The 25634-nt window shown below is 74.0% G+C and carries 24 protein-coding genes and 1 pseudogene; 10 read left to right on the top strand and 15 right to left on the bottom strand.

The genetic code is table 11. The annotated features are described in order from the left end of the window. Positions 1–57 precede the first annotated feature (57 nt). From ACSMX9_RS16125 to ACSMX9_RS16135, 3 genes are all read right to left on the bottom strand, one after another. Positions 58–654: a DinB family protein gene (locus tag ACSMX9_RS16125; RefSeq protein WP_445394813.1), complete on the bottom strand. Its 597-nt coding sequence runs from the start codon at positions 652–654 to the stop codon at positions 58–60. Between the two features lie 91 nt (positions 655–745). After that, complete coding sequence (locus ACSMX9_RS16130) at positions 746–2908, bottom strand: MMPL family transporter (RefSeq protein WP_445394814.1); 2163 nt, start codon at positions 2906–2908, stop codon at positions 746–748. Between the two features lie 588 nt (positions 2909–3496). After that, on the bottom strand, positions 3497–4408 hold the full coding sequence (locus ACSMX9_RS16135; RefSeq protein ID WP_445394815.1) for a phosphotransferase: 912 nt from the start codon (positions 4406–4408) through the stop codon (positions 3497–3499). A gap of 43 nt (positions 4409–4451) precedes the next feature. Here ACSMX9_RS16135 and ACSMX9_RS16140 point away from each other — a divergent pair. Further along, positions 4452–5078: pseudogene (locus tag ACSMX9_RS16140) on the top strand (His/Gly/Thr/Pro-type tRNA ligase C-terminal domain-containing protein); the annotation flags it as partial. 114 nt (positions 5079–5192) lie between these two features. On the opposite strand, the gene ACSMX9_RS16145 reads toward ACSMX9_RS16140, so the two are convergent. After that, complete coding sequence (locus ACSMX9_RS16145; RefSeq protein WP_445394816.1) at positions 5193–6281, bottom strand: MerR family transcriptional regulator; 1089 nt, start codon at positions 6279–6281, stop codon at positions 5193–5195. Positions 6282–6618: 337 nt separating this feature from the next. Between ACSMX9_RS16145 and ACSMX9_RS16150 the strand changes: the two genes are divergently transcribed. From ACSMX9_RS16150 to ACSMX9_RS16160, 3 genes are all read left to right on the top strand, one after another. Then, positions 6619–7089, top strand: coding sequence for a helix-turn-helix domain-containing protein (locus ACSMX9_RS16150; protein ID WP_445394817.1), 471 nt, complete (start codon positions 6619–6621; stop codon positions 7087–7089). 87 nt (positions 7090–7176) lie between these two features. After that, entirely contained in the window at positions 7177–7899 is a 723-nt protein-coding gene (locus tag ACSMX9_RS16155) for a hypothetical protein (protein WP_445394818.1), read from the top strand. A 98-nt stretch (positions 7900–7997) separates the two neighbouring features. Further along, a complete protein-coding gene (locus ACSMX9_RS16160) occupies positions 7998–8330 on the top strand; it encodes a DUF2516 family protein (protein ID WP_351243342.1) in 333 nt (110 codons plus the stop codon). A 130-nt stretch (positions 8331–8460) separates the two neighbouring features. Here ACSMX9_RS16160 and ACSMX9_RS16165 read toward each other — a convergent pair whose 3' ends face one another. From ACSMX9_RS16165 to ACSMX9_RS16175, 3 genes are all read right to left on the bottom strand, one after another. Further along, positions 8461–9876 (bottom strand): PP2C family protein-serine/threonine phosphatase, encoded by a 1416-nt coding sequence (locus tag ACSMX9_RS16165; protein WP_445394819.1) that lies wholly within the window; start codon positions 9874–9876, stop codon positions 8461–8463. A 288-nt stretch (positions 9877–10164) separates the two neighbouring features. Continuing rightward, entirely contained in the window at positions 10165–11241 is a 1077-nt protein-coding gene (locus ACSMX9_RS16170) for an NlpC/P60 family protein (RefSeq protein WP_445394820.1), read from the bottom strand. Between the two features lie 534 nt (positions 11242–11775). Beyond that, complete coding sequence (locus ACSMX9_RS16175; RefSeq protein WP_445394821.1) at positions 11776–12561, bottom strand: class I SAM-dependent methyltransferase; 786 nt, start codon at positions 12559–12561, stop codon at positions 11776–11778. Between the two features lie 339 nt (positions 12562–12900). Here ACSMX9_RS16175 and mshA point away from each other — a divergent pair, with 339 nt between their 5' ends. After that, entirely contained in the window at positions 12901–14259 is a 1359-nt protein-coding gene (mshA, locus tag ACSMX9_RS16180; RefSeq protein ID WP_445394822.1) for a D-inositol-3-phosphate glycosyltransferase, read from the top strand. A 60-nt stretch (positions 14260–14319) separates the two neighbouring features. Then, positions 14320–14838 (top strand): YbjN domain-containing protein, encoded by a 519-nt coding sequence (locus ACSMX9_RS16185; RefSeq protein ID WP_445394823.1) that lies wholly within the window; start codon positions 14320–14322, stop codon positions 14836–14838. Between the two features lie 83 nt (positions 14839–14921). Here ACSMX9_RS16185 and ACSMX9_RS16190 read toward each other — a convergent pair whose 3' ends face one another. After that, positions 14922–16016 carry a penicillin-binding transpeptidase domain-containing protein gene (locus ACSMX9_RS16190; protein ID WP_445394824.1) on the bottom strand — a complete coding sequence of 365 codons (1095 nt, stop codon included), beginning with the start codon at positions 16014–16016 and terminating at the stop codon, positions 14922–14924. Between the two features lie 261 nt (positions 16017–16277). Then, on the bottom strand, positions 16278–16415 hold the full coding sequence (locus tag ACSMX9_RS16195; RefSeq protein ID WP_445394825.1) for a hypothetical protein: 138 nt from the start codon (positions 16413–16415) through the stop codon (positions 16278–16280). A gap of 158 nt (positions 16416–16573) precedes the next feature. On the opposite strand from ACSMX9_RS16195, the gene ACSMX9_RS16200 reads away from it, so the two are divergent. Together ACSMX9_RS16200 and ACSMX9_RS16205 are read left to right on the top strand one after the other, a co-directional pair. Continuing rightward, positions 16574–17212: a class I SAM-dependent methyltransferase gene (locus tag ACSMX9_RS16200; protein WP_445394826.1), complete on the top strand. Its 639-nt coding sequence runs from the start codon at positions 16574–16576 to the stop codon at positions 17210–17212. Between the two features lie 109 nt (positions 17213–17321). Next, positions 17322–17792 (top strand): hypothetical protein, encoded by a 471-nt coding sequence (locus tag ACSMX9_RS16205; RefSeq protein WP_445394827.1) that lies wholly within the window; start codon positions 17322–17324, stop codon positions 17790–17792. Positions 17793–17842: 50 nt separating this feature from the next. On the opposite strand, the gene ACSMX9_RS16210 is transcribed toward ACSMX9_RS16205, so the two are convergent. Both ACSMX9_RS16210 and ACSMX9_RS16215 read right to left on the bottom strand, forming a co-directional pair. Beyond that, positions 17843–18055, bottom strand: a complete 213-nt coding sequence (locus ACSMX9_RS16210) for a hypothetical protein (RefSeq protein ID WP_445394828.1) — start codon at positions 18053–18055, stop codon at positions 17843–17845. Between the two features lie 172 nt (positions 18056–18227). After that, positions 18228–18989 carry a phosphoglyceromutase gene (locus ACSMX9_RS16215; RefSeq protein ID WP_445394829.1) on the bottom strand — a complete coding sequence of 254 codons (762 nt, stop codon included), beginning with the start codon at positions 18987–18989 and terminating at the stop codon, positions 18228–18230. Between the two features lie 221 nt (positions 18990–19210). On the opposite strand from ACSMX9_RS16215, the gene ACSMX9_RS16220 reads away from it, so the two are divergent. Then, entirely contained in the window at positions 19211–20539 is a 1329-nt protein-coding gene (locus ACSMX9_RS16220) for an MDR family MFS transporter (RefSeq protein WP_445394830.1), read from the top strand. 75 nt (positions 20540–20614) lie between these two features. Here the strand turns inward: ACSMX9_RS16220 and ACSMX9_RS16225 are convergent, their stop codons facing one another. The 3 genes from ACSMX9_RS16225 to ACSMX9_RS16235 all read right to left on the bottom strand — a co-directional run bounded on the left by ACSMX9_RS16225 (position 20615) and on the right by ACSMX9_RS16235 (position 24070). Then, the gene (locus ACSMX9_RS16225; protein WP_351243367.1) at positions 20615–21250 is read right to left on the bottom strand and encodes an NADPH-dependent F420 reductase; all 636 of its coding nucleotides are present in this window, start codon (positions 21248–21250) and stop codon (positions 20615–20617) included. Between the two features lie 125 nt (positions 21251–21375). After that, positions 21376–21930, bottom strand: a complete 555-nt coding sequence (locus ACSMX9_RS16230) for a hypothetical protein (RefSeq protein ID WP_445394831.1) — start codon at positions 21928–21930, stop codon at positions 21376–21378. 310 nt (positions 21931–22240) lie between these two features. Further along, on the bottom strand, positions 22241–24070 hold the full coding sequence (locus tag ACSMX9_RS16235) for a trypsin-like serine protease (protein WP_445394832.1): 1830 nt from the start codon (positions 24068–24070) through the stop codon (positions 22241–22243). Between the two features lie 450 nt (positions 24071–24520). Here ACSMX9_RS16235 and ACSMX9_RS16240 point away from each other — a divergent pair, with 450 nt between their 5' ends. Beyond that, entirely contained in the window at positions 24521–24688 is a 168-nt protein-coding gene (locus ACSMX9_RS16240; RefSeq protein ID WP_351243549.1) for a hypothetical protein, read from the top strand. Between the two features lie 84 nt (positions 24689–24772). Here ACSMX9_RS16240 and phoU read toward each other — a convergent pair whose 3' ends face one another. After that, the gene (gene phoU, locus ACSMX9_RS16245; RefSeq protein WP_351243373.1) at positions 24773–25456 is read right to left on the bottom strand and encodes a phosphate signaling complex protein PhoU; all 684 of its coding nucleotides are present in this window, start codon (positions 25454–25456) and stop codon (positions 24773–24775) included. Between the last annotated feature and the right edge of the window lie 178 nt (positions 25457–25634).

The raw sequence follows: 25634 nt of genomic DNA on the forward strand, positions 1-25634 counted from the left end.
TAGCGCCAATCGGTGCCAGGTGGTGCCAGGTGATGCCAAGCCAGGCCGGGCCCGGCCTCAGCCGGCGGTTCCACCGGCCTCCCGAGCGGCCCGCTCGACCCGCTCGCGGTGGCGCCGCCACCAGGTCGCGTCGCCCTCCGCCATGCTGGCGTTGCCCTCGTTCATGCCCACCGCGCCGTCGATCAGCTCACGGAGGATGTCGGCGTGGCCGGCGTGCCGGTGGGTGTCGGCGATGACGCGCACCACCGCGTGGTGCAGGGTCACCTCGTCCCGTCCGGCCGGCCACCACGGCACCCGGCCGACCGCGTCCAGGGGCAGGGCCTCGATCGTCGCGTCGGCGTGCGCCCACGCCCGGTGGTACAGCGCCACCAACTCCTCGCGGGTCTCCTCCGCGGTGGCCCACATGTCCGCGTTGGGCTCGGCTTCCTCCGTCACCCACGGCTGCGGTTCCCCGGACGGCCGGCCGAAGGTGTCGCCCAGGTAGCCCAGTTCCACCCCGGCCGCGTGCTTCACCAGCCCCAGCAGATTGGTGCCGGTCGGGGTCAGGGGTCGGCGGACGTCGTACTCCGGGAGCCCGTCGAGCTTCCACAGCAGGGCGTCACGGGCGGACTGGAGGTAGAAGCGCAGATCGGCCTTGGCGTCAGGGATGGTCATGGCGGTCATTCTGCGGGCCGGTGCGGTGCCGGGGCACGGGAATTGCCCACCGGAGCGGGTCCGTCCCCGGCGGGGGACGGACCGCACGGCCTCACCGGTCGGTGGAGGCCCCCACGGTGCTCTGCTCGTCCGGGGCGGGCGGCGGCACCGTGGCGTCGGCCCGGCGCCCCCGCTCGCCCGGCCACCACACCCGGTCGCCCAGCAGCGAGGTGACCGCCGGCACCAGCAACAGCGCCATGACGAACGCGGTCAGCAGGATGCCGAAGGCCACCGCGAAGCCCATCTGCTGCAACATGGTGCTCTCGGCCAACAACAGCACCCCGAACGTACCGGCCAGGATGATCGCGGCGGCACCGATGGTGGGCGCGGACCGGGCCACCGCACGGTGCACGGCCTCCCGCGGGTCGACGCCGCTGCGGGTCTCCTCCCGCAACCGGGCCACCATCAGGATGTTGTAGTCGGTGCCGATCGCCACCACGAACAGGTAGACGATCACCGGCAGGGTGAACAGCAGTCCGCTCTCGCCCTTGAGGTCCTGGAACAGCCACACGGTCGAGCCCAGGGTGGCCCCGAAGCCGAGCGCCACCGCGAGCATCAGGAACCAGGGGGCGACGGCGCTGCGCAGCAGCAACCCCAGGATGACCATGATGGCCAGGCCGGCGGCGGGGAAGACCAGTGAGTAGTCCCGGTTCACCGCGGCCTGGATGTCCGCCAACACCCCGGTGGGGCCGCCGACCAGTGCCCTGGTGCCCTCGGGCGCCGCCGCGTGGGCGGTGTCCCGCAGCTGCCCGCCGACCAGTTCGATGGCCTGCTCGCTGGTGGGCGGGTGGGTGAGCACCACCGCGATCTGGGCGACGTCGCCCGACGCGTTGGTCACCGCGGGCGCCACCTGGCCCACCCCCTCGACCCCGCGCAGCTCCTCCGCGTAGGCGGTGAGCGCCCCCGTCGACAGGGTGCCGCCGTCCTCCTCCTCGACCAGCACCCACACCGGGTCGGTCTGGCCGGCCGCGAAGCCGCGCTGCATCTCCTTCGAGGCGCGCACCGACTCCAGGTCGTCGGGCAGCGAACTCCCGCTGTCGAAGACCGGGTTGAAGGAGAGCACGCCCAGCGCCAGGGCGGCGAGCACGGCACCCGAGGCGGCGGCGACCGTCCCCGGGCGGCGGGCGATCACCGTACCGGTGCGGTCCGCCAACTCGTTGCGCGGCGCGGTGCGCCACGCCTTCGACGGCCAGAACGCCCGGGTGCCGAGCAGCGAGAAGACGGCCGGGACCAGGGTGAGCGCGGCGACCAGGGTCACCGCGACGGAGATGGCCAGCGCGGGGCCCATGGCCCGCAGCATGCCCAGGCTGGACAGCAGCAGCGCGAGGAAGGCGACGATCACCGCACCGGCGGCCGAGGCGACGGTCTCACCGACCCGGGCCACCGCCTCCTCCATCGCGGCCTTCGGCTCCTGCCCGGCGCGCAACTGCTCCCGCCAGCGGAACACCAGGAAGAGGATGTAGTCGGTGCCGACCCCGAACAGCACCACGATGAGGATCGAGCTGACGGAGGAGTCCGCGGTGAGGCCGACCAGTTCGGCGGCGGTGGCGATCAATCCGCTGGCCACCACGAAGACCACGGAGATGATCAGCACCGGCAGCAGGGCGATCAACGGACTGCGGAAGATCACCAGCAGCAGGATCACGATGAGGGCCAGCGTCGCCATGGTGATCATGGCGTCGGTGTCGCCGGAGGACTCCTGGGTGTCCAGGGCGCTGGCCGCCGCCCCGGTGAGCCCCACGTGCAGGTCGGTGCCGGCGACCAAGGGCCCGACCCGTTCCCGCAGCTCCTTGACGGCGTCGAGCAGCTCCGGGTCCTGGTGGTCGTCCACCGTCGACACGATGCTGGCCAGGGCGATCTTCCCGTTGGGGGAGACGGCCTGCGGGCTGGTCTTCACGCTCTCGATCAGCTCCACCCCCGCCCGGTCGAGCCCGTCCGTCACCCGCACCACGTCGGCCTTGTCCCCGGCGGTCAGCACGCCGCCGTCCTCGCGCCGGAACACGGCGGTGGCGGCGGGTCGTTCCTGTTGCGGGAAGGACCGCTCCTGGAGGTCGGCCACCTGCAGGGACTCGTAGTGGCCCGGAAGGAAGTCGGCCTGGTCGGCGCTGGACTTGAACTGGGGGGCGAACACGGTCAGGGCGACCGCGGCGACCAGCCAACCGAGGATGGTCAGCCACGGGTGCCTGACGGAGGACCGCCCGATCCCTGCGAACATGGAGCTCCTTCGGTACGTCTCGTCTCTTCTCTGCGGACCCGGCCGGCGGGCGGGCCGACGTCGTGCCCGGCCCGCTCCTCCTCCGGGTCGGCTGGTGCGTCGGGCCGTCGCAAGGCGCCGGGCGTCGGACACCTGTGACGAGGCTGTCAGGAAAAGACGATCCGTAAACGGGGGCACGGAACGCGCACGCCGTTTCGCGCCCCCGCCGCGCGCGAGCGCGGGTGAACGAGCGCCTCCGCCGGGCCTCCCACCAGCGAGGACGTGACCCCCGCCCGGCCCCGGGGCCCCGACTCGGGCAGATGTGCGGGGGGTGACGCGTCACGGATTCGGCTGAGTACCGCCCCGTTCCCGGCCGGTTCGGGCCGCGGCCGCCGGACGGGCCGGGGGCCGCGGGGGAGGTCGTCGGGACGCCGAGCCGGTGCCCGCCGCGCCGGTGGCGGCGGACCGGGTGCCCGGCTTGTCGCCGTGCGGTGCGGAACACCCCCTTCCGGGCGGACCCGTGGACGTCCACCCGATCGGCGGTCGGCCGGACGTGCTCGCTGACGCGGGCGCCGTCGCGCACGCTGCCGAGGCGCGCCGGCGGTCCGCTCAGCCCGTACCGGCGAGCTCCGCGAGGACCGCCCGCAGCCGGGCCCGGCACTCGGCGACGAACGCGGGCAGCACGTCCCAGTAGTACGGGATGCCGCTGACGCCGACCGCGACGGCCCAGGCGCGGGCCCGGGCCCAGGTGACGTCGTCCAACTCCAGGGCTTCCCGGTACGCCAGCCGGGCGGCCGGCGGCAGGTCCCACAGGGCGGCGTGTTCGGCGTCGGGGAAGCCGACCGACAGCCCCCCGAAGTCGATCACTGCGTGCAGTCCGCCGTCCCGGACCAGCAGGTTGCTCGGCTTCAGATCGCCGTGCAGCCACCCGTGGGGGCCGTCGGGCCCGGGCAGGGCCAGACCCGCCCGCCACACCTCCTCCAACGCGTCCACGTCCAACTCCGCACCCACCAGGCGGCGGCAGTCCGCCAGGCATCCGCCGACCCACTCGTCGCACGGCCGCGGGGAGCCCCCGCGGTACCAGTCGAGGCCCTCCGCCCGGACGGCGCCCATGAGGTCGGTCCGGTGCAACTCCCTCACGAAGGCGGCGAGTTCCGTCCCGAACGCGGCCCAGTCCCGCACCGTTCCCGGCCCCGCCACCTCGCCGTCGATCCAGCGGTGCACCGACCAGGCCAGTGGGAAGGCGTCCGTGGGCGTCCCGGCGTGGACGACCGCGGGAACCGGGAGGGGCAGCAGGGGCGCCAACCGGGGCAGCCACTCCTGCTCCTTGCGCACGGCCCGCGCGTTCCCGGCGGTCCGGGGGACCCGCACCAGCAACTCGTCCCCCAGGCGGTACATCGTGTTGTCGGTGCCCGCGCCGGCCGGTGACAGCGGCAGCCCGGCCCACTGCGGCAACTGGTCCGCCACCAGGGACCGCACCAGCGACTCGTCGACGGGGATCTCGTGCGGGTGGAGGACCATGCGGGTCAGTCTCCCCGGCGACGGAACGGGACGCGAACGACTTACCACGCGTCTGGTCGGCGCCCTGGTGATGATGCACGGGGACGACGACGGCCTGCGCGTCCCGCCCCGGCTGGCCCCCGTCCAAGTGGTCGTCCTCGCCGTCAAGGACGACGGGACGGTCCTGCCCAGGGTGCGGGAGATCGCCGCAGGACTGACCGCGGCCGGCGTCCGCACCGAGGTCGACGACCGCACCGACGTCCCGTTCGGCCGCCGCGCGGTCGACTGGGAACTCAAGGGGGTCCCGGTCCGCGTCGAGGTCGGACCGCGCGACCTGGCGAACGACACCGCCGTGCTGGTGCGCCGCATCCCGGGCAGCAAGGCGCCCACCCCGATCGGCGCCCTCCCCGGGATCCTGCCCGGGGTGTTGGAGGACGACCAGGCGCTGCTGCTCGCACAGGCCCGCGGACGGCGGACGGCACGCACCGTCGAGGTCAGCACGGTGGAGGAGGCCGCCGAGGCGGCGGCCACCGGCTGGGCCCGCGTCCCGTGGGCCGCCCTGGGGCCGGAGGGCGAGGCGCGCCTCGCCGAACGCGGGCTGACCGTGCGCTGTCTGGTCGCCGCGGACGGTTCGGTGCCCGAGCACGACGACCAGCCGGGCAACGCGGCCGTCGTGGCCCGGGCCTACTGACCCGCCGCCGAGCGGTCGTCGGCGGCCTCCCCGGACGGTCCCGCCCGGTCGACCTCACCGGTGCGGGACGCCGGGCGGGGCAGCCGGGGCCGCGGCGGGAAGGCGGTCCCGCCCCTACCGCCGGGGCTCCGGCTGCGGGAGGTCCACGACATCGGCGACGACGCAGCTGACGTTGTCGGGTCCGCCCGCGCCGTTGGCGAGGGCGATCAGTTCGCGGACCGCCCGCTCGGGTTCGTCGACGTCGGAGAGCACCCGGCGGACCTCTTCGGCCGACACCACGGTCGACAGGCCGTCGGAGCAGAGCAGGTACCGGTCCCCCCGCCGGGCGTCGTGCAGACGCAGGTCGGGGGTGGCGTCGGCGCCCCGGCCCAGGGCGCGGGCCAACAGGGACCGCTGGGGATGGGTGGCGGCCTCCTCCGGGGCGAGGCGGCCCTCGTCGACCATCGCCTGCACCACGGTGTGGTCGTGGGTGATCTGGAACAGCTCTCCGTCGCGCAGGAGGTGGACGCGGGAGTCGCCGATGTGGACGAGGGCCAGTCGTGATCCGGTCCAGAGCATCGCGGTGAGCGTGGTGCCGGCGTCCTCCGGGGCCGCGCCGGCGACGCCGTGCACCGCGTGCTCGGCCCGCTCCACGGCGTCGTGGAGCAGGTTGAGGAGGTCGTCCGTCGGGAGGTCCTCGGCCTCCAGGGGCTTGAGCGCGTCGACGGCCACCATGCTGGCCAGGGCCCCGCGGCTGCCGTAGCCGTCGGCGACGGCGAGCAGCCGGGGACCGGCGTGGGCGGTGTCCTGGTTGCTCCCGCGCACCCGGCCGGTGTCGGACCGGGCGGCGTAGCGGATTCCGAGGGACGGGTCGGGCGGGGACATGGCGGGGTCCTTCCGGGACAGGTGGTCGACGAGGAAGGCGGCCAGATCACGCCGTGCGGCGGTGTCCGCTTCGACCCGGGCCCAGAACGCGCGCACCTCCCGGGCCGCCGCCTCCGCCTCCAGCGTGCGGACGTGCCGGATGCGGGCCAGCGGCATGCCCAGCCGCCGGAGCCAGGCGACCAGTCGGGCCTGGTCCACCTGTTCCGGTGCGTAGTGGCGGTAGCCGGTGACCGGGTCGACCCGAGCCGGGGTCAGCAGACCGAGCTCGTCGTAGAGGCGCAGTGCCTTCGGCGACAGCCGGGACGCCTTCGCGAACGCCCCGATGGTCAACAACCCCATGCCCGTCCCTCCTCGCGCCGAGCACCTCGCCCGGCCTCACCGATGCTCGGGGCTCCCCCGGGGTGAAGGTCAACCGGGCGGTGCTCGGCCGGGCAGATCGCTCCGGTCGGGCGGCGGGGTCGCCTCCTTGACCCCGAGCCAGGGGAGAGCCGGCGATGATCCCGGTGGCCGGCGCGACCGGGAACGTGGGAAGCGCTCGCCGTGGCACCCACCGGCGGATGGAACGAGGCGGAACACCGGCGCCGATCCGTTCGGGCCCGTCCGCCCCGGACGCCCCCGGCACACTCCTGCTAGCGAATTGCTTGCAATTGTTAGCGCTACGGTGCACGGTAGGGGCATGGCATCGCTCAACGTCGGCAACCTCGGGGAGTACCTGCGCGAGCAGCGGCGCGGCGCGCGGCTCTCGCTGCGCCAGCTCGCCGAGGCCGCCGGAGTCTCCAATCCGTACCTCAGCCAGATCGAGCGCGGGCTGCGCAAGCCCTCCGCGGAGGTGCTTCAGCAGGTCGCCAAGGCGCTGCGTATCTCCGCGGAGACCCTGTACGTCCGGGCCGGGATCCTCGACGAGCGGGAGCGGAGCGAGCTGGAGACGCGGGCCGTCCTCCTCGGCGATCCCTCCCTCACCGAGCAGCAGAAGCAGGTGCTGCTCCAGATCTACGAGTCGTTCCGCAAGGAGAACGGCACCGACGGCCCGCCGGTCGCGTCCGCGGCACCCACGACGGCGGACGGTGCGACACCAGGGTCGGAGCCGGAGCCGGAGCCGGAGCCCGGGGGGATCGGGGAGGACGAGCGGGACCGCCGACCCGACTGAGGCGCTGCCACCGGCCGACCGAGTCCCGGCCGGCCGATCGACCCGACGCACGATGTGATCCGAAGTGATCCAGGAGGACCGCTGACCATGGCCATCACCGACGAACTGCGCAAGACCCTCTCCGACCCGACCCCCCTCTACTTCGCCGCCGGCACCGCTGACCTGGCGTTCCAGCAGGCCAAGAAGGTGCCCGGCCTCGTGGAGCAGCTCCGCGCCGAGGCGCCCGGCCGCATCGAGGCGGTGCGCAACGCCGACCCGAAGGCGGTGCAGGACAAGGCTGCTGCGCGGGCCCGGGAGGTCCAGGAGACCGTCCAGGTCAAGATGAACGAGTTCCTCACCGCTCTGGACGGGGACTTCAAGAAGCTCGGAGACTCGGCGCAGGACCTCGCCCTGCGGGGGGTCGGGGTCGCCGCCGAGTACGCCGTCAAGGCCAGGGAGACGTACGAGAAGGTCGCCGAGCACGGCGAGCGCACCGTGCGGACCTGGCGCGGTGAGCCCGTCGACGAGGACCTCGCCCCGGTCCGGGCCGTGGCGCCGGCCCCGGAGCCGACGCCCGCGCGCCCCGACGTGACCGACGAGGCGCCCGTGACCGATGAGGTGTCCGGGACGGAGGGGGCGGACGGGGTCGCACCGAAGGCCCGTCGTGCCCGACCGGCGTCGACGACCGCCGCGTCGACGGCCCGCACCGTGCCGGCGCAGGAGTCCCCCCTGGGGGAGGCCCCCGCGGCGGCGCCGAAGAAGCCCGCGGCCAGGAAGGCGCCCGCCCGCAAGCCGGCGGCCAAGAAGGACACTCCGCCCGCCGCCGAGTGACGGCCCGGCGCGGCGAGGGACGGGAACGACCCGCGTGCCCGTCCCGTCGAGCGGGTACGGTGGCGGCGTAGGACGAATCGACACGGGTGGTGGAAGCTGTGCTGCGAGCAGGATTCAACGACGTGCTCGGCTGGCTCTTCGTGGCCATCACGGTCATGTCCGTGGTGGCCCTGGTGATGGCGGCCTTCGCCCGCGAGGACGCCTACCGAGCGGCTGACAAGCAGAACAAGATGTTCTGGCTGATCATCCTGGGGGTCACGGTGGCCGTGAACCTGTTGATTCCCATGCTGTTCCTCCAGGTCATCGGGTTGATCGCGACGATCGTCTTCTTCGTGGACGTGCGTCCCGCGCTGCGCGGGGTCACCGGCGGTGGCCGCCGGGGCGGCAGCAGCAGCGACGGCCCGTACGGTCCCTACAACGGCGGCCGGTAGCGCCGCCGTCGCGGGTTGCGCGCCGCGTGCGCCGTCCCGTGCCGGACCGATCCGACCCGACCGTGCCCGGTCACACCTGGTGTGACCGGGCACGGGGCGTTCTCCGGCGGGTGTCGTTCCCGGCGTCCGGCTAGTGTCCGGGCTCCCGGTCCAGGAGGACCACCGCCACGTCGTCGGTGAGGTCCCCGCCGTTGAGCGTGCGGGCCTCGTTCACGGTCGCTTCCAGCAGTTCCTCGCCGTGCCGGCCGGCGGCGAGCTGGCGGCGGACCAGTTCCACCATGCCGTCCTGGCCGAGCCGCTGGTTGCCCTCGCCCACCCGGCCCTCGATCAGGCCGTCCGTGTAGAGCATCAGGCTCCACGTCCCGCCCAGTTCCACCTGCCGCCTGGGCCAGCGGGCCTGCGGCAGCAGTCCGAGTGCGGGGCCGCCGCTCTCGTACGGGAGCAGTTCCGCGAGCCGGCCGGGTCGGACCACCAGGGGCGTCGGGTGGCCGGCGAGGGACAGCCCCGCCCGCCGTCCGTCCGGGGCGATGTCGACCGTGCAGAGCGTCGCGAAGATCTCCTCGTCGGACCGTTCGTGCTCCAGGACCTGCTGGAGGGTGGAGAGGAGTTCGTCCCCGCACAACCCGGCCAGGGTCAGTGCCCGCCAGGCGATGCGCAGTTCGACGCCGAGGGCCGCCTCGTCCGGTCCGTGCCCGCAGACGTCGCCGATCATCGCGTGCACCGTGCCGTCCGGCATGCGCACCACGTCGTAGAAGTCGCCGCCGAGCAGGGCGCGGGAGCGGCCGGGGAGGTAGCTGGCCGCGAAACTCAGCCGGGCGCCGTCCAGCAGCGGTTTGGGGAGCAGTCCGCGTTCCAGCCGGGCGTTCTCCTGGGCCCGTAGCCGGGACTCGGTCAGCTTCTGCTGTGCGGCGTCGGCCCGCTTGCGTTCCACCGCGTACCGGATCGCGCGGCTGAGCAGTCGGGCGTCGAGTTCGTCGCGGAACAGGTAGTCCTGGGCGCCGACCCGCACCGCCTCGGCTCCGCGTTCGGCGTCTCCGGAGGTGGTCAGGGCGAGGACGGCGTGCCCGGGGGCCAGGCGCAGTACGTGCTTGAGCGAGGCGAGTTCATCGGCTTCGCCGGTTCCGTCGGCCTTGGGGGTTTGGGTGTTCTCGGGCCGGTTCGTCCGGTCGGTGGCGGGGCGGGCTTCGCCCGCCGCCGGGGTGCGTGACCGCGCGCCGGGCGGGAGGGTCAGGGCGAGGTCCAACAGGATGCAGTGGACGTCGTCGGTGAGCAGGCGCTCGGCTTCGGTGAGGTTGCGGGCGGTGCGGATGCGTATGGGCTTGCCGGCGGCGTCCAGGAGGTCCGGGATGCCCAGGGAACCCGCGGGGTCGTCCTCGATCACCAGCAGGCTCAGGCCGCTGCCGGGCGTGGCGGCGGACCCCGCCCGGTCGGTGGCCGTCGGGGCCTGTGCGGGGGCGTCCGACGTCAGGACGGGCGCTGCGGCGCTGTGGGCCGGATCGTTCTCGACTGCTGGTATCGCTCGTGGCCGCGGTACGGGTGCGGGCATCGTCTTGATTCCTTCCCTCCCCCCGAGGGCGCGCGACGGGGCGTCGAACGACGCACCGCCAGACCGGGACCATAGCGGTATGCGGCGGTGCGGGGGAACGAGGTGCCCCGAGCTGCCGGGCAATCGGCTCGTGTCATATGCCGCATCCCCTCCCGCAATTGGACAGTCGAGCGCCATGGGGGTGTCTGTACGGGATGACGAACGTCACGCCGTGCGGGTTGAGCGACGGCCCCCGTGCGTGCCGTAGGTCACGTGCCCCGAGGTGGGCGCGTCGGTGCGTCCCGGGGTTCAGCCGCCCGGCCTGACCACGCCCAGTATCGGCATGGAACCCGCGCCCGCCACGGTGACCGTGCGACCCGGCCGCGGGGCGTGGATGATCGATCCCTTCCCCGTGTACAGCCCGACGTGGCTGGCGTCGGCGTGGTAGATGATCAGGTCGCCCGGCCGTAGCTCCGCCTCGGACACCCGGCGCAGGGTGCGCCACTGCTCCTGCGAGGTGCGGGGGACGGTGACCCCGGCCGCCGCCCACGCCTGCTGGGTGAGGCCGGAGCAGTCGAAGGAGCGCGGGCCCTCGGCACCCCACTCGTAGGGGAGGCCGAGCTGTTCGGTGGCGTAGGCGATGGCCGCCGCGGCCTGGTCACCCGGTCGGGCGCCGCCGTCCTCGGGGGCCCGGGAGCCGAGCCAGGCCTCCTGGGCGTCCCGCTGGCTGCCCTCCTCCAACTCGCGGAGACGGGCTCGTTCCTCGGCGGCGAGGGACTCCTCCAACTCCTCGGCTGCGGCGAGCTTGCGCCGTATCTCCTTGCGCGCGGCGTCCTTCTCGGCGCGGGCCTCCGTCAGCTCCTCCTGGTGGGAGACGGCGTTCGCGGCGTGGGTCCGCAGGGTCTCCTGGGTGCGGCCGAGCCGGGTGATCAGCGTGTGCAGGGCGCGTTGGCCGGTCATGGTCCGCTCGACCCCGTCCAGGAAGTTCGCCGGGTCGTCGCTCAGCGTCAGCCGTATCCCGGGCGGCAACCCGCCGCTGCGGTAGTGGGCCCGGGCGGCGGCGCCGGCCCGGTCCTTGAGCCGCTCCAGCCGCCGTTGTCCGAGCTCGATCCGCTCGTGGAGGTCGGCGATGGTCGCCGCCTGGGTGGTGACGACCTGCTCGGCCGCATTGAAGGCGTCGGTGGCCCGCGCCGCCTCGCGGTAGAGCCCGTCGAGCCGTAGGCGCACGTCTTCCAGGCGTGCGACGTCCGCCGGCGCGCCGTCCCCCGCGGTGGCACCGCCGCGGGCACCGTTGTCGTCCACGGCACCCGGCGACGGGGGAGGCGGCGCGGGCGCCGCCACGGCGGTGCCGGGTGCCGACAGCAGGAGCCCGAGACAGACCGCCACCGCCGGCCCGGCCCCTCGCGCCCGCGGTGCCGTCCGGGCCCGTCGTATCGACCGGTCGCGCCGGCTCGCCGCTGCCGAACGCCTCGACCGCCACCACCGGGCCGCCCCGGTCCACCGCCCGGGTCGCCCCACCCGTGTCCGCCGCACCACCTGCACTGTTCGTCCCCTCCCTGTGCCCCGCGCTGTCGCTCGCCGCCCCGGGACCGTCACCTGGTCGTCCCGCCGGCCCGGCGCTTCCCTCCCCGTCCCTCCGTCCCCTCCGTCCGCCATCTCCCCTTCCGCCGCCCCGTCCGTCGCCTCAGCGCCGCCCGTCCGCCCGGCTGCCCGCCGCCCCTCGCAACCGGTCCGCGGTCCCGGCCGGTCCGCTCCGAATGACGACCGGACGCCGGTGTTCGTTCCCGTTCGAGGCCGGTCGCACGGATGTTCACCCGCAGGTGTGAGAGCCGCTTCACCGGCTGACGGAACCGGCGGCGGGGTCGCGGCGCACCGCCCTCCCGCACCCGGTGCCACGGGCGCCCCGGCAGTCCCACCCGCTCAGCCGACCGGGGCCAACGCCTCCCACGCCATGGTCACTTCGCCCTGTCGCCACCGCACCGGGCGGTCCAGCACCGGCCAGCCTCCCGCCCTCAGCTCCCCGACCGCCCGCATCCACCGCTGCCGGGCGCCGTACGAGGCGTAGGGCGCGGCGCTCGCCCACGCCCGGTCGAAGTCACGGAGGAACGCGTGCACGGGCTCACCCGGCACATTGCGGTGGATCAACGCCTTCGGCAGCCGTTCCGCGAGGTCCGAGGGGCGCTCCAGGGTGGCGAGCCGGGCTGCGAAGGTCACCGTGCGGGGGCCTTCCGGGCCCAGCGCGACCCAGACGTGCCGGCGTCCGACCTCGTCGCAGGTGCCCTCCACCAACAGGCCCTCCGGGGCGAGCCGGGCGCACAGCCGTCGCCACACCGCGGCCACCTCGGACTCGTCGTACTGGCGCAACACGTTCGCCGCCCGGATCAACACCGGACGGCCCGGCAACGGCACCTCGAAACCGCCGTGCCGGAACGCGAGTCCCTCGCACGCGTACGGCGCCGCCGCGGCCACCCGGGCCGGATCGATCTCCACCCCGACCACCCGCGCGCGGGGCGCGACGGTGCGCAGCCGGTGGAGCAGCTCCACCGCGGTCCAGGGGGCGGCGCCGTAACCGAGGTCCACGGCCACGGGGTCGTCGGCGCGGCGCAGCACGGGGGCGTGGACGGCGGCGATCCAGCGGTCCATGCGGCGCAGTCGGTTCGGGTTGGTGGTCCCGCGGGTCACCGACCCCACGGGGCGAGACGACATGCCCACGAGGGTAACCATCCCGCTGCGCCGCGCGTGTAATCACCGTACGGGCCGTCACGGAGCGTATGTGACGGCCTCTGACCTGCATGGTTGATGAGCGCAACGTAATAGTTGTGCAAAATGGGAAGGGAACGACACCGTATGGCGTTGCAGCGCTGCGGAGGGTTGGCCGCGACCCTCCGGGGGTTCCTCGTACACCTCGCACCCCTTTTGGGGGCGGGGCGTCACGCGCGGCCGGAGGGAAAACGGACCGCGGGCCCTTGGGCCCGCACCGGCAAGGGAGCCGGGCGGCGCCGCCCCCGCAGGACGACCGGAAGCAGCCACGAGGAGGACCGCTTCGTGAGCCACTACGTCAGCAGGCTCGGGCGACGATCCACCGCTTCCCCTCCCCGTTCCCCCTCCCGGCTGAGACTGCCGGGCACCCTCCGCCGCCCGCGCCGCATCGCCATGCTCAGCGTGCACACCTCCCCCCTGCACCAGCCGGGCACCGGCGACGCCGGCGGCATGAACGTCTACATCGTGGAGTTGGCCAGGCGACTCGCCGAGCTGAACATCGAGGTGGAGGTGTTCACCCGCGCCACCACCGGCGGACTGCCGCCCACCGTGGAGCTGGCCCCCGGCGTCCTGGTGCGCCACGTCGACGCGGGCCCCTACGAAGGGCTCGCCAAGGAGGACCTACCCGCCCAGTTGTGCGCGTTCACCCACGGCACCATGCAGGCCTGGGCGCGGCACCGCCCCGGCCACTACGACCTGGTCCACTCGCACTACTGGCTCTCCGGTCACGTCGGCTGGCTCGCCGCCGAGCGCTGGGGCGTCCCCCTGGTGCACGCCATGCACACCATGGCCAAGGTCAAGAACGCGGCCCTCGCCGAGGGCGACACCCCCGAACCGGCCGCCCGGGTCATCGGCGAGACCCAGATCGTGGGCGCCGCCGACCGGCTCATCGCCAACACCGCAGAGGAGGCCGACGACCTCGTCGGCCACTACGAGGCCCACCCCGACAAGGTCGCCGTGGTCCACCCCGGCGTCAACCTGGAACGCTTCCGCCCGGCCGACGGACGGCTCGCCGCCCGCGCCCGCCTCGGACTGCCGCCGGACGCCCTGGTCCCGCTCTTCGCGGGCCGCATCCAGCCGCTGAAGGCACCCGACGTGCTGCTCCACGCCGTCGCCGTCCTCCTGGCCGAGCGCCCCGGGCTCCGCAGCCGCCTGGTCGTCCCCGTGGTCGGCGGCCCCAGCGGCTCCGGGCTGGCGAAACCGGAGGGCCTCCAGAAGCTGGCCGCCCGCCTGGGCATAGCCGACGTCGTGCGCTTCCGGCCGCCGGTGCGCCAGGAGGAGTTGGCCGACTGGTTCCGGGCCGCCTCGGTCCTGGTGATGCCCTCGCACAGCGAGTCGTTCGGCTTGGTGGCGATCGAGGCGCAAGCCGCCGGCACCCCGGTGCTCGCCGCCCGGGTCGGGGGGCTGCCGGTCGCGGTGCAGGACGGGGTCACCGGCCATCTGATACCCGGTCACGACCCGGTGGCCTACGCGCGCGTACTCGGTGCCTACGCCGAGGACCCGGCCATGTCGTTCCGGATGGGCGCGGCGGCGGCCCGCCACGCCGAGTCCTTCGGCTGGGGCGCGGCGGCAGCGGCCACGGCCGACGTGTACACGGCAGCCCTGCACGAGTACCGCCGCGGCCCGGCCAAGGTCCACGGTTGAGCGGGAGCGCGCAGGTGCTCCCGGCGCCTCCGCCGGGAGCCGGTCCCGTAGGCTCACCGCATGGCTGACGCGGCGGCGATCATCGAGCGGGCACTGACCGAGGCGGACGTCGAGTGGGAGAGCCCGGAGACGGGCACCTACGTGGCGAAGCTGCCCGGTACCCGCAAGCTCTTCACGACCGTGTCCCTGGTCGTCGGCGAGCACACGCTGTCCCTGCACGCCTTCGTGGTGCGCCGCCCCGACGAGAACGCCGAGCAGGTCCACCGCTGGATCCTGGAACGGAACCTCAGGTTGTTCGGGGTCGCGTTCGCCCTCGACCACCTGGGGGACGTGTACCTGGTCGGGCGGTTGCCGCTGGCCGCGGTCAGCTCCGAGGAGGTCGACCGGATCCTCGGGTCCGTCCTCGAAGTCGCGGACGGTTCCTTCAACACCCTGCTGGAACTCGGCTTCGCCACCTCGATCCGCCGCGAGTACGCCTGGCGGGTGTCCCGCGGCGAGTCCACCCGCAACCTGGACGCCTTCACCCACCTCACCCGCGACGCCGCGCCCGACACCCCGTCACCGGAGACGAGCCGCTGACCGTACGGCCGGTGGTGCGGCCCCGGCGCCGGCCGCACCACGGAACGACAGGAGGTACGCACCGCAGACGACGGCCCGCCGTCCTACTCCCCGGCCGAGGCGATCCGCCGGGCGATCTCCCCGGCCCGCTCGGTGTCCTTCGTCCGGGTGTCGAGGAGGATGGCGACCACCAGGTCGCGCCCACCGGCCCGGGCCGACACCAGGGACCAACTGGCTGACGCGGAGGGAACCCAGGCGTCGACCGAGTCCCCCACCACCGACCGCAGTTGGTCCGCGGTCCGCCGGTCGATCGCCCGCCCCGCGGGACGGTCCGCCGTCCGGCCGGCGATCAGACGGGGGTGGAGCCCGTTGCCCCCGTTGCCGATCACGGCCATCATCTGCGCCAGGTGCAGCGGGCTGACCTTGATCCCGGAGAGTCCGTTGGCGGCGTCCGAGGACCCCGTCGACCACCCGCCCCCTCCGGCCACCCGTACCGGCAGGAGCCCGTCACCCCCGTTGGAGGCGAACCCGAACGCCTCGCCCGCGAAACCCAGGGCCTCCGGCCCCAGGTCGGACGCGAGGCGGGCGAAGACATTGGCGCAGTCCTGCCGCCACGCATCCCGCAGCGTGGTGTCCACGCACCGGTCCGGGTCGCCGCCGATCCGCTTCTTGCTGTCCGGGACGACGTACACCGCCGGGGCCCGCACGGGGGAGTCCACCGAGTCGAGCACGCCCTTCTCCAAGGCGGCCGTGGCCACGACGAGGTGGGCGGCGGCACCGGGGTTCCGGACGTCCCGCAGGGCCCGGTTGAAGAGGGGCAGGGCCTTCTCGTCGTTCACCCGCTGCCATGCCTGCGCGTCGTCGCGCGAGTTGCCGCTGAAGGCCGCGGGGTCGAAGCCCGGGGCGCTCACCAGGGCGACGAGGTCGCCCGTCCCGGCGTCCAGGGCGATCGCGGCTCCGTGCCGCCCCCGCAGCCCCTCGAAGGCCGCGCGCCGGACCTCGGGGTCGATGGTCGTCGCCACGTCCCGGCCCGCCTCGATGTCGGCCTTCATCGCCCCCTCAAGGCCGCCCGCACCGAAGCCGGTCGACCGGTAGCCCGTGACGGACCCGTACAACTCCCCGTCGGTGTACGTGCGTCGGAAAGGAACCGGGCCCGGGACGTCCGACTTCTGCGAACCGGTCACCGGACGGCCGTCCACCAGGATGTCGCCGAGACCCTTCGCGGGGACGGGTGGTGGTGCGGTCGTCTCCGCCCGTCCCGGGTCGGACCGACCGGCGGGGGCCTTCGACTTCTCCCCCTCGGCGGACCCGTCCTCGGAGCAGCCCGCCAGCGGGACGACGAGCAGGACGGCCAGTGCGGCGAGGAAGGCGGCGCGGTGCGGTGCGGAAGGGGATCCGGACTCATCCTAAGAACCCTCGCCGCCAAGCGAGTTGACGGCAGCCGGTCGGAGGCGCACGCCTCATGCCCGTCGTCGCCTCCGGTGGCGACGGACGTCGTCCCGCAGGTCCTTGGCCCCGCTGTACAGATTCAGGAGGTCCAGGGCGATCCAGATGCCGCGACCGATCCACTGCGCCGCCCCCACCAGGAGCTCTGACACCGTGCTTCCCCCACGCTTCACCACCGGCTTTCCTTCGGGGACGTCGCCCGGATCCGAACGGTTGCCCGGCGTCGTCCGCCGGGTCCGCGCCCGGGTGCGCCCGGCAACGGCGCGAACCCGACGCCGCCCGCGCCGCCGTCCCCTAAGCTCTGCTGCCCATGACCGCCACACCGGACCACCTGGCCGCCACCGCCGACGCGTACGACGGCATCGCCGTCCTGTACGAGGAACTCGTCAGGGACTCGCTGGACGCCCTTCCCCTGGATCGCGCCATGCTCGCCGCCTTCGCGGACTCGGTGCGGGCCCCGGGCGCCGGCCCGGTGGCCGAGCTGGGCTGCGGGCCGGGCTACCTGACCGCCCACCTGAGGGACCTCGGAGTGGACGTCTTCGGCGTCGACCTGTCGCCGGTGATGGTGCGACTGGCCCGGACCGCCTACCCGGAACTGCGGTTCGAGCTCGCCTCCATGGACGCCCTGGACCTCCCGGACGGTGAACTGGGGGGCGTCGTGTCCTGGTACTCGCTCATCCACCTACCGCCGCGGGAAGTGCCCGCCTACCTTGCGGAGTTCCACCGGATCACCGCACCCGGGGGGCACCTCCTGCTCGGGTTCTTCGAGTCGGAGGGCGGGCCCGTCGCCCCGTTCGACCACAAGGTGGTCACCGCCTACCGCTGGCCGGTCGACCGACTCGCCGGCCTCGCGCACGCGGCCGGGTTCACCGAGGTCGGCCGGATGCTGCGGGAACCGCAGGAGGGGGAGCGGTTCCGCCGGGGGCACCTGCTGATGCGGAAGGAGTGAGACGGCCCCGCGGTTGCGGGCGCCGGGCGGGCAGTGGCATAACGGAAGGGACACCCCGCGCCCCCGGACCCGGGCCCGACCCGGGCGCCGTCCGCAGACGAGGCACCACATGGACATCGAGCTGACGTACGCGAGGGGACTGCTACGCAGCATCGGCGACGTGCCGGTCTCCTACCGCCGGAGGGAATGGCTGGACAGCACGCCGCGCGCGCTGGGGCCGTGGCCGCTGGCGTACCAGCGGTTCGGCACGACGCTGCGTTCCGTGGGCGACGTCGAGATCACCTACCGGAAGTGGTCCACCCGGCCGCGCACGGTCGGGCAGTGGAGTTGCGAGTGCAGCAGGTTCGGCGCCCGTCTCCTGCGCATCGGCCCCTATGAACTCCGGCACGACGGAGGCGGGAACCGGGTTCGCGGCATCGGCCCGCTGGAGGTCTTCTACGACCGTCTCGGCACCCGTCCGATTCGGGTGCGGCTGCACGACGGGAGCCGGACGCTCCCCGACGACCTCCTCCTCGTGCTCTTCCTGACGCTGTTCTGGCAGCGCCAGGAGTGGGAGGCGGCCCGCCGGTCCGACGACTGACCGGCGCTACCACCGCCACGGGACCGAGCACGGCCCGGCAGCGACCGGTGTCAGCTGCTCCGGGCGCCCTCGACGAGTGCCGCCCGCAACTCCGGGTCGGTGCAGCCGTAGCCCTTGCCCTCGGGCCAGACGAAGGCGTGGCCCGCGGTGGCGGCGAGGGCCCGGAGGTCCTTCCGCGGCTCGCTCGGGACCAGGATCGCCCGGTGCCGTGCCGCCACGAACCGGCCGAGGTGGGCGACCGTGCCGCGGGCGCCCTGGAACACCCGGGGGGCACAGCCCTCGGCGACGTGGTTCAGGATGCTGGCGTTGCCGGAATCCGGGCTGGTCGCCGTACGGCTCCTCGCCGCTGTGGTGGAACAGCCCGTCGGGCATCCGTCAAGAAGCCCCCGACCCGCGAAGAAATCGCAGGTCGGGGGCGTTCAGGCAGTGCGTGCGCTACTTCTTCTTGCCCTGGTTCCTGACCGCCTCGATGGCTGCCGCGGCGGCGTCCGGGTCGAGGTAGGTGCCGCCCGGGTCGAGGGGCTTGAACGCGGCGTCCAGCTCGTAGGAGAGGGGGATGCCGGTCGGGATGTTGAGGCCCGCGATGTCGGCGTCCGAGACGCCGTCGAGGTGCTTGACGAGGGCGCGCAGGCTGTTGCCGTGGGCGGCGACGAGCACCGTGCGGCCGGTCAGCAGGTCCGGGACGATGCCGTCGTACCAGTACGGCAGCATCCGGGCGACGACGTCCTTGAGGCACTCGGTGCGGGGGCGGACCTCCGGCGGGATCGTCGCGTAGCGCGGGTCGTCGCTCTGCGAGAACTCGGTGCCGTCCTCCAGCGGGGGCGGCGGGACGTCGTACGAGCGGCGCCACAGCATGAACTGCTCCTCGCCGAACTCGGCGAGGGTCTGGGCCTTGTCCTTGCCCTGGAGGGCGCCGTAGTGACGCTCGTTCAGGCGCCAGCTGCGGTGCACCGGGATCCAGTGGCGGTCGGCCGCCTCCAGCGCCAGCTGGGCGGTGCGGATCGCGCGCTTCTGGAGCGAGGTGTGCACGACGTCGGGGAGCAGGCCGGCGTCCTTCAGCAGCTCACCGCCGCGGACCGCCTCCTTCTCGCCCTTCTCGTTCAGGTTGACGTCCACCCAGCCGGTGAACAGGTTCTTCGCGTTCCACTCGCTCTCGCCGTGGCGGAGGAGGATCAGCTTGTACGGTGCGTCGGCCATGCCCCGAGCGTAATCGAACCCCTGCCCAGGCCGCGCGGCCGGTCCGGCCCCTGATACGTGTCCGCTCCCCGGCCGGACGCGCCCGCGGCGGCCCCGCCGTGACCTGGACGATTGACGATCCCCGTCAATTCAGTGGTGATCTTCCGTCCGTGCGGCGTAACTTCCGGTCACACGATTCACTACTTACATACCTGGCACGTGGTGCCCTGGGGGAGGTCCGCATGTCGGGTAGGGACACCAAGCGCACCGCGGCGGCGGGCGGCGGCGTCCGACGCGCGCTACGGGAGACCGTCTCGGGGCTGCCGCCGGCCTTCTGGTGGCTGTGGACCAGCACCCTGGTCAACCGGCTCGGCGGTTTCGTCGCCACCTTCATGGCCCTGTACCTGACCCTGGAACGGGGCTACTCCGCCTCCTTCGCGGGGCTCGTGGCCGCGCTGTACGGGCTGGGCGGCGTCGTCTCGGCGCTAGGCGCCGGGGTGATGGCGGACCGGCTGGGCCGGCGCCCCACCCTGTTGATCGCCCAGACCTCCACCGCGCTGTCGGTCGCCGTGCTCGGCCTGGTCCAGCACCCGGCGGCCATCGCCGCCGTCGCCTTCCTGGTCGGTGCGGCCACCAACGCCTCGCGCCCCGCCGTTCAGGCGATGCTCGCGGACATCGTCCCGCCCGAGGACCGGGTGCGGGCCTTCTCCCTGAACTACTGGGCGATCAACCTGGGGTACGCGATCTCCGCCGCCGCCGCGGGATTCATCGCCGAGTACAGCTATCTCGCCGGGTTCCTGGGCGAGGCGGTGATGACCCTGGCCTGTGCCGTCGTGGTCTTCGTCAAGCTGCCGGAGTCCCGGCCGGTGCGCAGCGAGCAGGAGCGGTCCGCGGAGCCGGACGTCGGCTTGGGGACGGTGCTGCGCGACACCCGGTTCATGGGGGTGGTCGGGCTGTCGTTCCTGGTCTCGCTGGTCTTCATGCAGAGTTCGGTGGGCCTGCCGATCGCGATGGGCGACGTCGGGCTGAGCCCCGCCGAGTTCGGCCTGGCCATGTCGGTGAACGGCGTGCTGATCGTCGTCCTCCAGATCCCCGTGACCCGGTTCATCCAGCACCGGGACCCGCGCTCGCTGCTGATCGCCTCCTCCCTGGTGCTGGGCATCGGCTTCGGCCTCACCGCCTTCGCCGACTCGGTCCTGGTGCTGATGCTGACGATCGCGGTGTGGACCCTCGGCGAGATCGTGAACGCCCCCACCCAGACCAGCCTGGTGGTCCGCCTCTCGCCGGTCCACGGCCGGGGGCGCTACCAGGGCATGTACACGATGTCCTGGGCGGTCGCCAGCCTCGGCGCCCCGCTGGTGGCCGGCTTCGTGATCGACCGTCTGGGCGCGGTCTGGCTCTGGGTGAGCTGCGCCGCGCTCGGCGCCGCCGCCGCGCTCGGTTACTGGGCGCTGATGCGCGGACTGCCGCCGGTGGAGGGGACGACGAAGGAGGTCGAGCCGGCACCCATCACCTCCTCGACGCCGCCGACCGCCCCGGAGGCCCCGGCCGCCGCGCAGGCCCGGGAGTGACCCGCGCCGGGGCGGAGCCGGCGGCCGACGCCGACGGGAGGACCGAGGGGCGGGCGAGTTGCCCGCGGGGCGGTGTCAGAGCAGGGCGCGGGCCTCGTCCGCGGAGGGCACCCGGCCGAGGGTCCCCTCGTGCAGGTCGCCGAAGACCTCGATGCGGAGGGACTGGTCGAGGCCGCCCACCGGCACCGGGTCGAAGCCGGCCGCCCGGATCAGTCGGGCGGCCTCCTCCCCGGCGGCCGGGTCGTCGGCCGCGTAGAAGCCCACCGCCCGCTCCGGCTCGCGGCGCGCCTCGTGCTCCAGCGAGGCGGCCAGCAGCGTGCCGAACGCCTTGACCGGGCGGGCCCCGGCCGGTAGCAGACCGGCGATGACCACCCCGGCCGACTGGTCCTCGGGGAGGGTCTTGGTGAAGGTGCCCCGCTCGTCGACGGCGATCGGGTTCGACGGGTCCACCACCACCTTGCCGGAGAGCCGGTCCCCGTACCGGGCGATCAGTTCCTTGATGGTGTCGAACCAGACGGCGAGGATCAGCACGTCGGCCATGTCCACCGCCTGGTCGACGGTGGTGGCGGTGGCCCGGTCGCCGAGCCGGTCGGCCAGTTCCCGGGTGCGTTCGAGGTCGCGGGAGGCGAGGAGCACCGACTCGCCGCCCGTCGTGAGGTCGGCGGCCAGCCGCGAGCCGATCGCCCCGGTGCCGATGATCGCTGTGGTCACGTCGTCCCGCTCCCTGGCCGGGGCCGGTGCGGCCCGCTGTCCGTTGGTCCCGGCCAGTACAGCAGCGCCGGGCGCCGGCGGCACGGCGTGCGGCACCGCTCGGGTGACCCGGGACGACCGAGCGGTCAGCGACCGGGGAGCAGCAGCGCACGGGCCCGTTCGAGCCCGGCCCCGAACCCGGCGCCGTCGCCCAGGTCGACGAAGGGGGCGCCGGCCGCCAGGCAGGCGTCCCGCAGGGCCGTGCTGCGGTCGCGCACCCAGGCGGCGGTGTCCCGGTACACGGCGTCCGGGGCGCCCTCCAGCCACTGCGGGTCCAGGCGCAGTCGCTCGGCGGTGAGCGTGGTGTCGCCGAGGAACACCGGGGCCACCGGGAGGCCCGCCGCGCGGGCCGCGGCAACCGCGTCGAGGGTGATGACGTCACCTTCGACGACGTAGCCGTCGAGCGGGTCGTCGTGGTCGACCCCGTCGGCGATCGCGCGCAGGAACTCCACCAGGAACGGCAGGGCCGCGGCGGCCTTCGAGGCGTGCTCCCCGTGCCGGACGCCGAGCGCGGGGGCGGCGTGCTGGAGCATCGAGACCAGTGCGTCCGTCGGGCAGTGGGGGAGCCCGTCCCGTTCCAGCAGCAGGGCGGCGAGGGTGCTCTTGCCCACCCGGGGCGGGCCTCCGACCAGAAGGATCATCCGCAGCACGGTAGGGCCGCCGTCCCCGTGGGGCCACCGGATTTCCCGTCGACCCGGGGGCGCACGCACCGCGCGCACCGGACGCGGTGCGCGCCGCCCTTACGCGGCCCCGGGGCGGGGGCGTCCGGTGGGCCGGGAGGGGCTCCGGGCCGGCGCCGCCGGCCCGGAACCGCATCGGCGCGCCCCCGTGCGACCCCCGACGAGGACCGGCGACGGGCTCCGTGGCGAGGGCGCTCCGGAACCGCAGCGCGCCCCGGCCGCGGGACCGGTACCGCGTGCGGCACCGGGCCCCGCGGCCGGGGCGGAGGGCTCAGAACAGCAGGTCGTACTGGTTGAAGCCGCTGCCCAGCGAGGTGCGCGTACCGAAGATCGACGAGGACGCCTTGCCGGTGCCGGGGTACAGCCACAGCTTGCCGCCGGAGTCGCGGGCGAGGACGTCCGCGATGCCGTCGCCGGTCATGTCGCCGTTGCCGACCAGTGCGGTGAACGACCAGTTGCTGCGGACCTTGACCTTGGCCGCGAACGGCGCCGACGCCTTGCCGGTGCCCCGGTACAGCCACACGGTGTTCGCGCGGTCCCGGACCAGCAGGTCCGTCTTGCCGTCCTTGGTGAAGTCGCCCCGGCCGAAGAGCTTGCCGCCCTTCCACGCCTGGTTGACGACCTTCTTCTTGGTGCCGAACTGGCCGTTGCCCTTGCCCGGGTACAGGTAGACGCTGCCCGCCGAGTCCAGGGCCGCCAGGTCCGGCCAACCGTCGCCGGTGAGGTCACCGGGCACCGCGTACGACTTCGAGCCGCCGCCCACCGAGGTGATCGCGGACCGCGCCCAGACCCACCGGTTGCCCGAGAGCTTCTGGTAGTCGCGGTACAGCTTCCCGTCCTGCTTGTTGCGGATCAGGATGTCCGTGGTGCCCTCGCGGTCCAGGTCGGCCTGGAGGCCCCAGCTGGCGACGCCCCAACCGGTCTGGGCACCCGTGCGGCCGGCCAGTGACCGCCCGCGGCTGGTCTGCGAGTACAGCGTGCCGCCCGGGGTGCGCACCAGCAGGTCGGCGCGGCCGTCGTAGGACAGGTCGCTGTCGTCGATGCGGGCCGTGGCGTCGGCCACGTAGGTGCGGACCTTGGTGAACACCGGGTACGCGCCCTTGGCGATGCAGCGCTCGACGCCCCAGGAGACGATGCCCACGATCTTGCCCCGGACGACCAGCGGGCCGCCCGAGTCGCCGTGGCAGGGGCTGTTGGTGCCCGTGTCGCGGCCGGTGGCCGGCTTGCCCGCGCAGAGCATCTCGCCGGCGACGAAGTAGTCCCGGCCGATGACGCGGCGCATCGCGCTGTCGCAGGTGCCGTCCGCGACCATGGGCAGGCTGACCTTGCGCAGCTTCGGCGCGAGTTGCGCGTTGGTGCGGCCCGAGGTCAGGCCCCAGCCGTAGGCGGTGCCGACGGTGCCCCGCGCGTACAGCGCGCTGTCGCCGGTCTGGGCGAGGGGCAGCGGCTTCTGCTTGAAGGTGCGGTCGAGGGTGAGCACCGCGACGTCGTTGCGCAGCTTGGAGTGGTCGTACTTGGGGTGCTTCCACACCCGGTGCACCCGGGCGATGGTCCCCGCGGCCTGGTCGCCGAGGTTGGTGGCGCCGGCCTGGGCGAGGCCCCAGCGGCGCCAGTCGAGCCCCTGGACGCAGTGCGCGGCGGTGAGCACCTTGTTGGGGGCGACCAGCGAGCCCCCGCAGAACGAGCCCTTGCCGGCGTTCTCGTCGTAGTACCAGAGCTGGACCATCCACGGGGCGCTGCCGATCGTGGTCGCGGACCCGCCCACGATGAACGGCCGGATGCGCGCGTCGGTCCCGTTGCGGGCGGCCTCCCCGGCGGAGCCGGCGGCACCGGCCTTCGCCGGCGCGCCCACGGGGCGCGAGCCGCGCGAGTCGGTGGCGCGGACCGCGTCGTCGAGCCGTTCGCGCAGCTCGGCACCGTCGGCGCGGGGCGCCGCGGCGGCGCTGCCCGGGGCCGGCGGCAGCCCGCCGCGGTCCGGGGTGGGCGTGGCCGCGGCGGCGGGCAGCGCGGAGCCGCCGGCCACCAGGGCGAGCGAGAGCGCGGCCGTCGCCGCGGCCCGGACGGCGCCGGGTCTGCGGTAGAGGCTGCGGGCGTGAGTCATGCGGTGTACCCCCCACGGGTGCGTTCGGACGAACGCCGACGGAGGGCGGCACGTTCCGCGGGACGTCAGCTCCCCGCGACGTCCCCGTGATCCCCCCCACGGCCGCCCGAAGTCTATGGCCCCGGCCCGCACGGGGCGAGCGATGACCCCGGAACGCCGGTCCGGTCAACTCCTGCTCCACCGGTCACGGCTGAGTCGCCGTCGAACCGGCCGGCGCGGACGCCGGGGGCGGGGCGGGGCCCCGCGCGACCCGCCGGAATTGGGTCGCGCGGCCCGCGACCCCCGCCGTCTCCCGCGCCCGCGGCCCCGCACACCGCCCGCCGCGCCGGCGCGCGGCCCGGCGAGGACGCACGGGTGCGCCGCTGATGCGCCGTTGATGCGCCGCACCGCGCGCGCTTCCCTCGGTGGGGAACAGACACCGTGCCAACGCGCCCCCAAGGAGGGAACCCCGTGGCCGAGTCCCGAGTCACCGACACCGTCGACGAGCCCCCGAGCCTGGCCGCTCCGCGCCCAGCACTGCCCCGCCTCGCCCTGCTGGGCGCCTGCGGCTGCGGGCCGGGGTGCTCCTGCGGCTGCCAGTCCGGCAGCGGTTGCCAGTGCGGCGGCGGTTGCGGCTGAGCCCGCCGCGCCGTAACGGACCGTCCGTGCCCCGTGCCCCGTACGCGACGACGCCGTACGGGGCACGGCCACGCTCCGGAGCGGTCAGATCCCGCCGTCCACGCCGGCCGGGCCCGGCGTCAGCTCGTCCGCGTACTCCCCGGTGACCAGGTACACGACCCGCTTGGCGACGGACACCGCGTGGTCGGCGAACCGCTCGTAGTAGCGACCGAGCAGCGTCACGTCCACCGCGGTCTCGATGCCGTGCTTCCAGCGCTCGTCGATCAGGTGCTGGAACAGCGTCCGGTGCAGCAGGTCCATCGCGTCGTCGTCCTGCTCCAGCTGCATCGCCAGGTCGACGTCCTTGGTGATGATGACCTCGGCGGACTTCGCCATCAGCCGCTGCGCGAGCTGGCCCATCTCCAGGATGGTGGCGGCCAGGTCCTGCGGCACGGCGCGCTCGGGGAACCGCAGCCGCGCCAGCTTGGCGACGTGCTGCGCCAGGTCGCCGGAGCGCTCCAGGTCCGCGCTCATCCGCAGCGAGGTGACCACGATCCGTAGGTCGGTCGCCACCGGCTGCTGCCGGGCGAGCAGGGCGATCGCCCGGGCCTCCAGGTCGTGCTGGAGGTCGTCGACCTTCTGGTCGCCGGCTATCACCGACTCCGCCAACTTCAGGTCCGCGTCCAGGATCGCCGTGGTGGCGCGTCCTATCGCCGAACCGACGAGTCGGGCCATCTCGACCAGGTCGTCGCCGATCGAGTCCAGTTCTTCGTGGTACGCATCACGCATCCTGGGCCGTCCTTCTTTCTGCCTGAGAGACTGGGCACTCGGCGCTCGTGTACCCACGCTCCCACGTTCTGGCACGTACGCGTCCTATTCCGGCACCCGGAGTGAATCGGCCCTTTCCCCTCGGTGAACTCTGGGCGACGAGTGTCGCAGCAGACACCGCCACCCCTGGGGCGGTGTC

It is taken from the genome of Streptomyces sp. LE64 (assembly GCF_052606915.1).

Excerpts from the sequence above, each read along its gene's own strand:
- ACSMX9_RS16125 (WP_445394813.1), bottom strand. The coding sequence starts at position 654 with ATGACCATCCCTGACGCCAAGGCCGATCTGCGCTTCTACCTCCAGTCC.
- ACSMX9_RS16130 (WP_445394814.1), bottom strand. The coding sequence starts at position 2,908 with ATGTTCGCAGGGATCGGGCGGTCCTCCGTCAGGCACCCGTGGCTGACC.
- ACSMX9_RS16135 (WP_445394815.1), bottom strand. The coding sequence starts at position 4,408 with ATGGTCCTCCACCCGCACGAGATCCCCGTCGACGAGTCGCTGGTGCGG.
- ACSMX9_RS16145 (WP_445394816.1), bottom strand. The coding sequence starts at position 6,281 with ATGGGGTTGTTGACCATCGGGGCGTTCGCGAAGGCGTCCCGGCTGTCG.
- ACSMX9_RS16150 (WP_445394817.1), top strand. The coding sequence starts at position 6,619 with ATGGCATCGCTCAACGTCGGCAACCTCGGGGAGTACCTGCGCGAGCAG.
- ACSMX9_RS16155 (WP_445394818.1), top strand. The coding sequence starts at position 7,177 with ATGGCCATCACCGACGAACTGCGCAAGACCCTCTCCGACCCGACCCCC.
- ACSMX9_RS16165 (WP_445394819.1), bottom strand. The coding sequence starts at position 9,876 with ATGCCCGCACCCGTACCGCGGCCACGAGCGATACCAGCAGTCGAGAAC.
- ACSMX9_RS16175 (WP_445394821.1), bottom strand. The coding sequence starts at position 12,561 with ATGTCGTCTCGCCCCGTGGGGTCGGTGACCCGCGGGACCACCAACCCG.
- ACSMX9_RS16185 (WP_445394823.1), top strand. The coding sequence starts at position 14,320 with ATGGCTGACGCGGCGGCGATCATCGAGCGGGCACTGACCGAGGCGGAC.
- ACSMX9_RS16200 (WP_445394826.1), top strand. The coding sequence starts at position 16,574 with ATGACCGCCACACCGGACCACCTGGCCGCCACCGCCGACGCGTACGAC.
- ACSMX9_RS16205 (WP_445394827.1), top strand. The coding sequence starts at position 17,322 with ATGGACATCGAGCTGACGTACGCGAGGGGACTGCTACGCAGCATCGGC.
- ACSMX9_RS16215 (WP_445394829.1), bottom strand. The coding sequence starts at position 18,989 with ATGGCCGACGCACCGTACAAGCTGATCCTCCTCCGCCACGGCGAGAGC.
- ACSMX9_RS16220 (WP_445394830.1), top strand. The coding sequence starts at position 19,211 with ATGTCGGGTAGGGACACCAAGCGCACCGCGGCGGCGGGCGGCGGCGTC.
- ACSMX9_RS16230 (WP_445394831.1), bottom strand. The coding sequence starts at position 21,930 with ATGATCCTTCTGGTCGGAGGCCCGCCCCGGGTGGGCAAGAGCACCCTC.
- ACSMX9_RS16235 (WP_445394832.1), bottom strand. The coding sequence starts at position 24,070 with ATGACTCACGCCCGCAGCCTCTACCGCAGACCCGGCGCCGTCCGGGCC.
- phoU (WP_351243373.1), bottom strand. The coding sequence starts at position 25,456 with ATGCGTGATGCGTACCACGAAGAACTGGACTCGATCGGCGACGACCTG.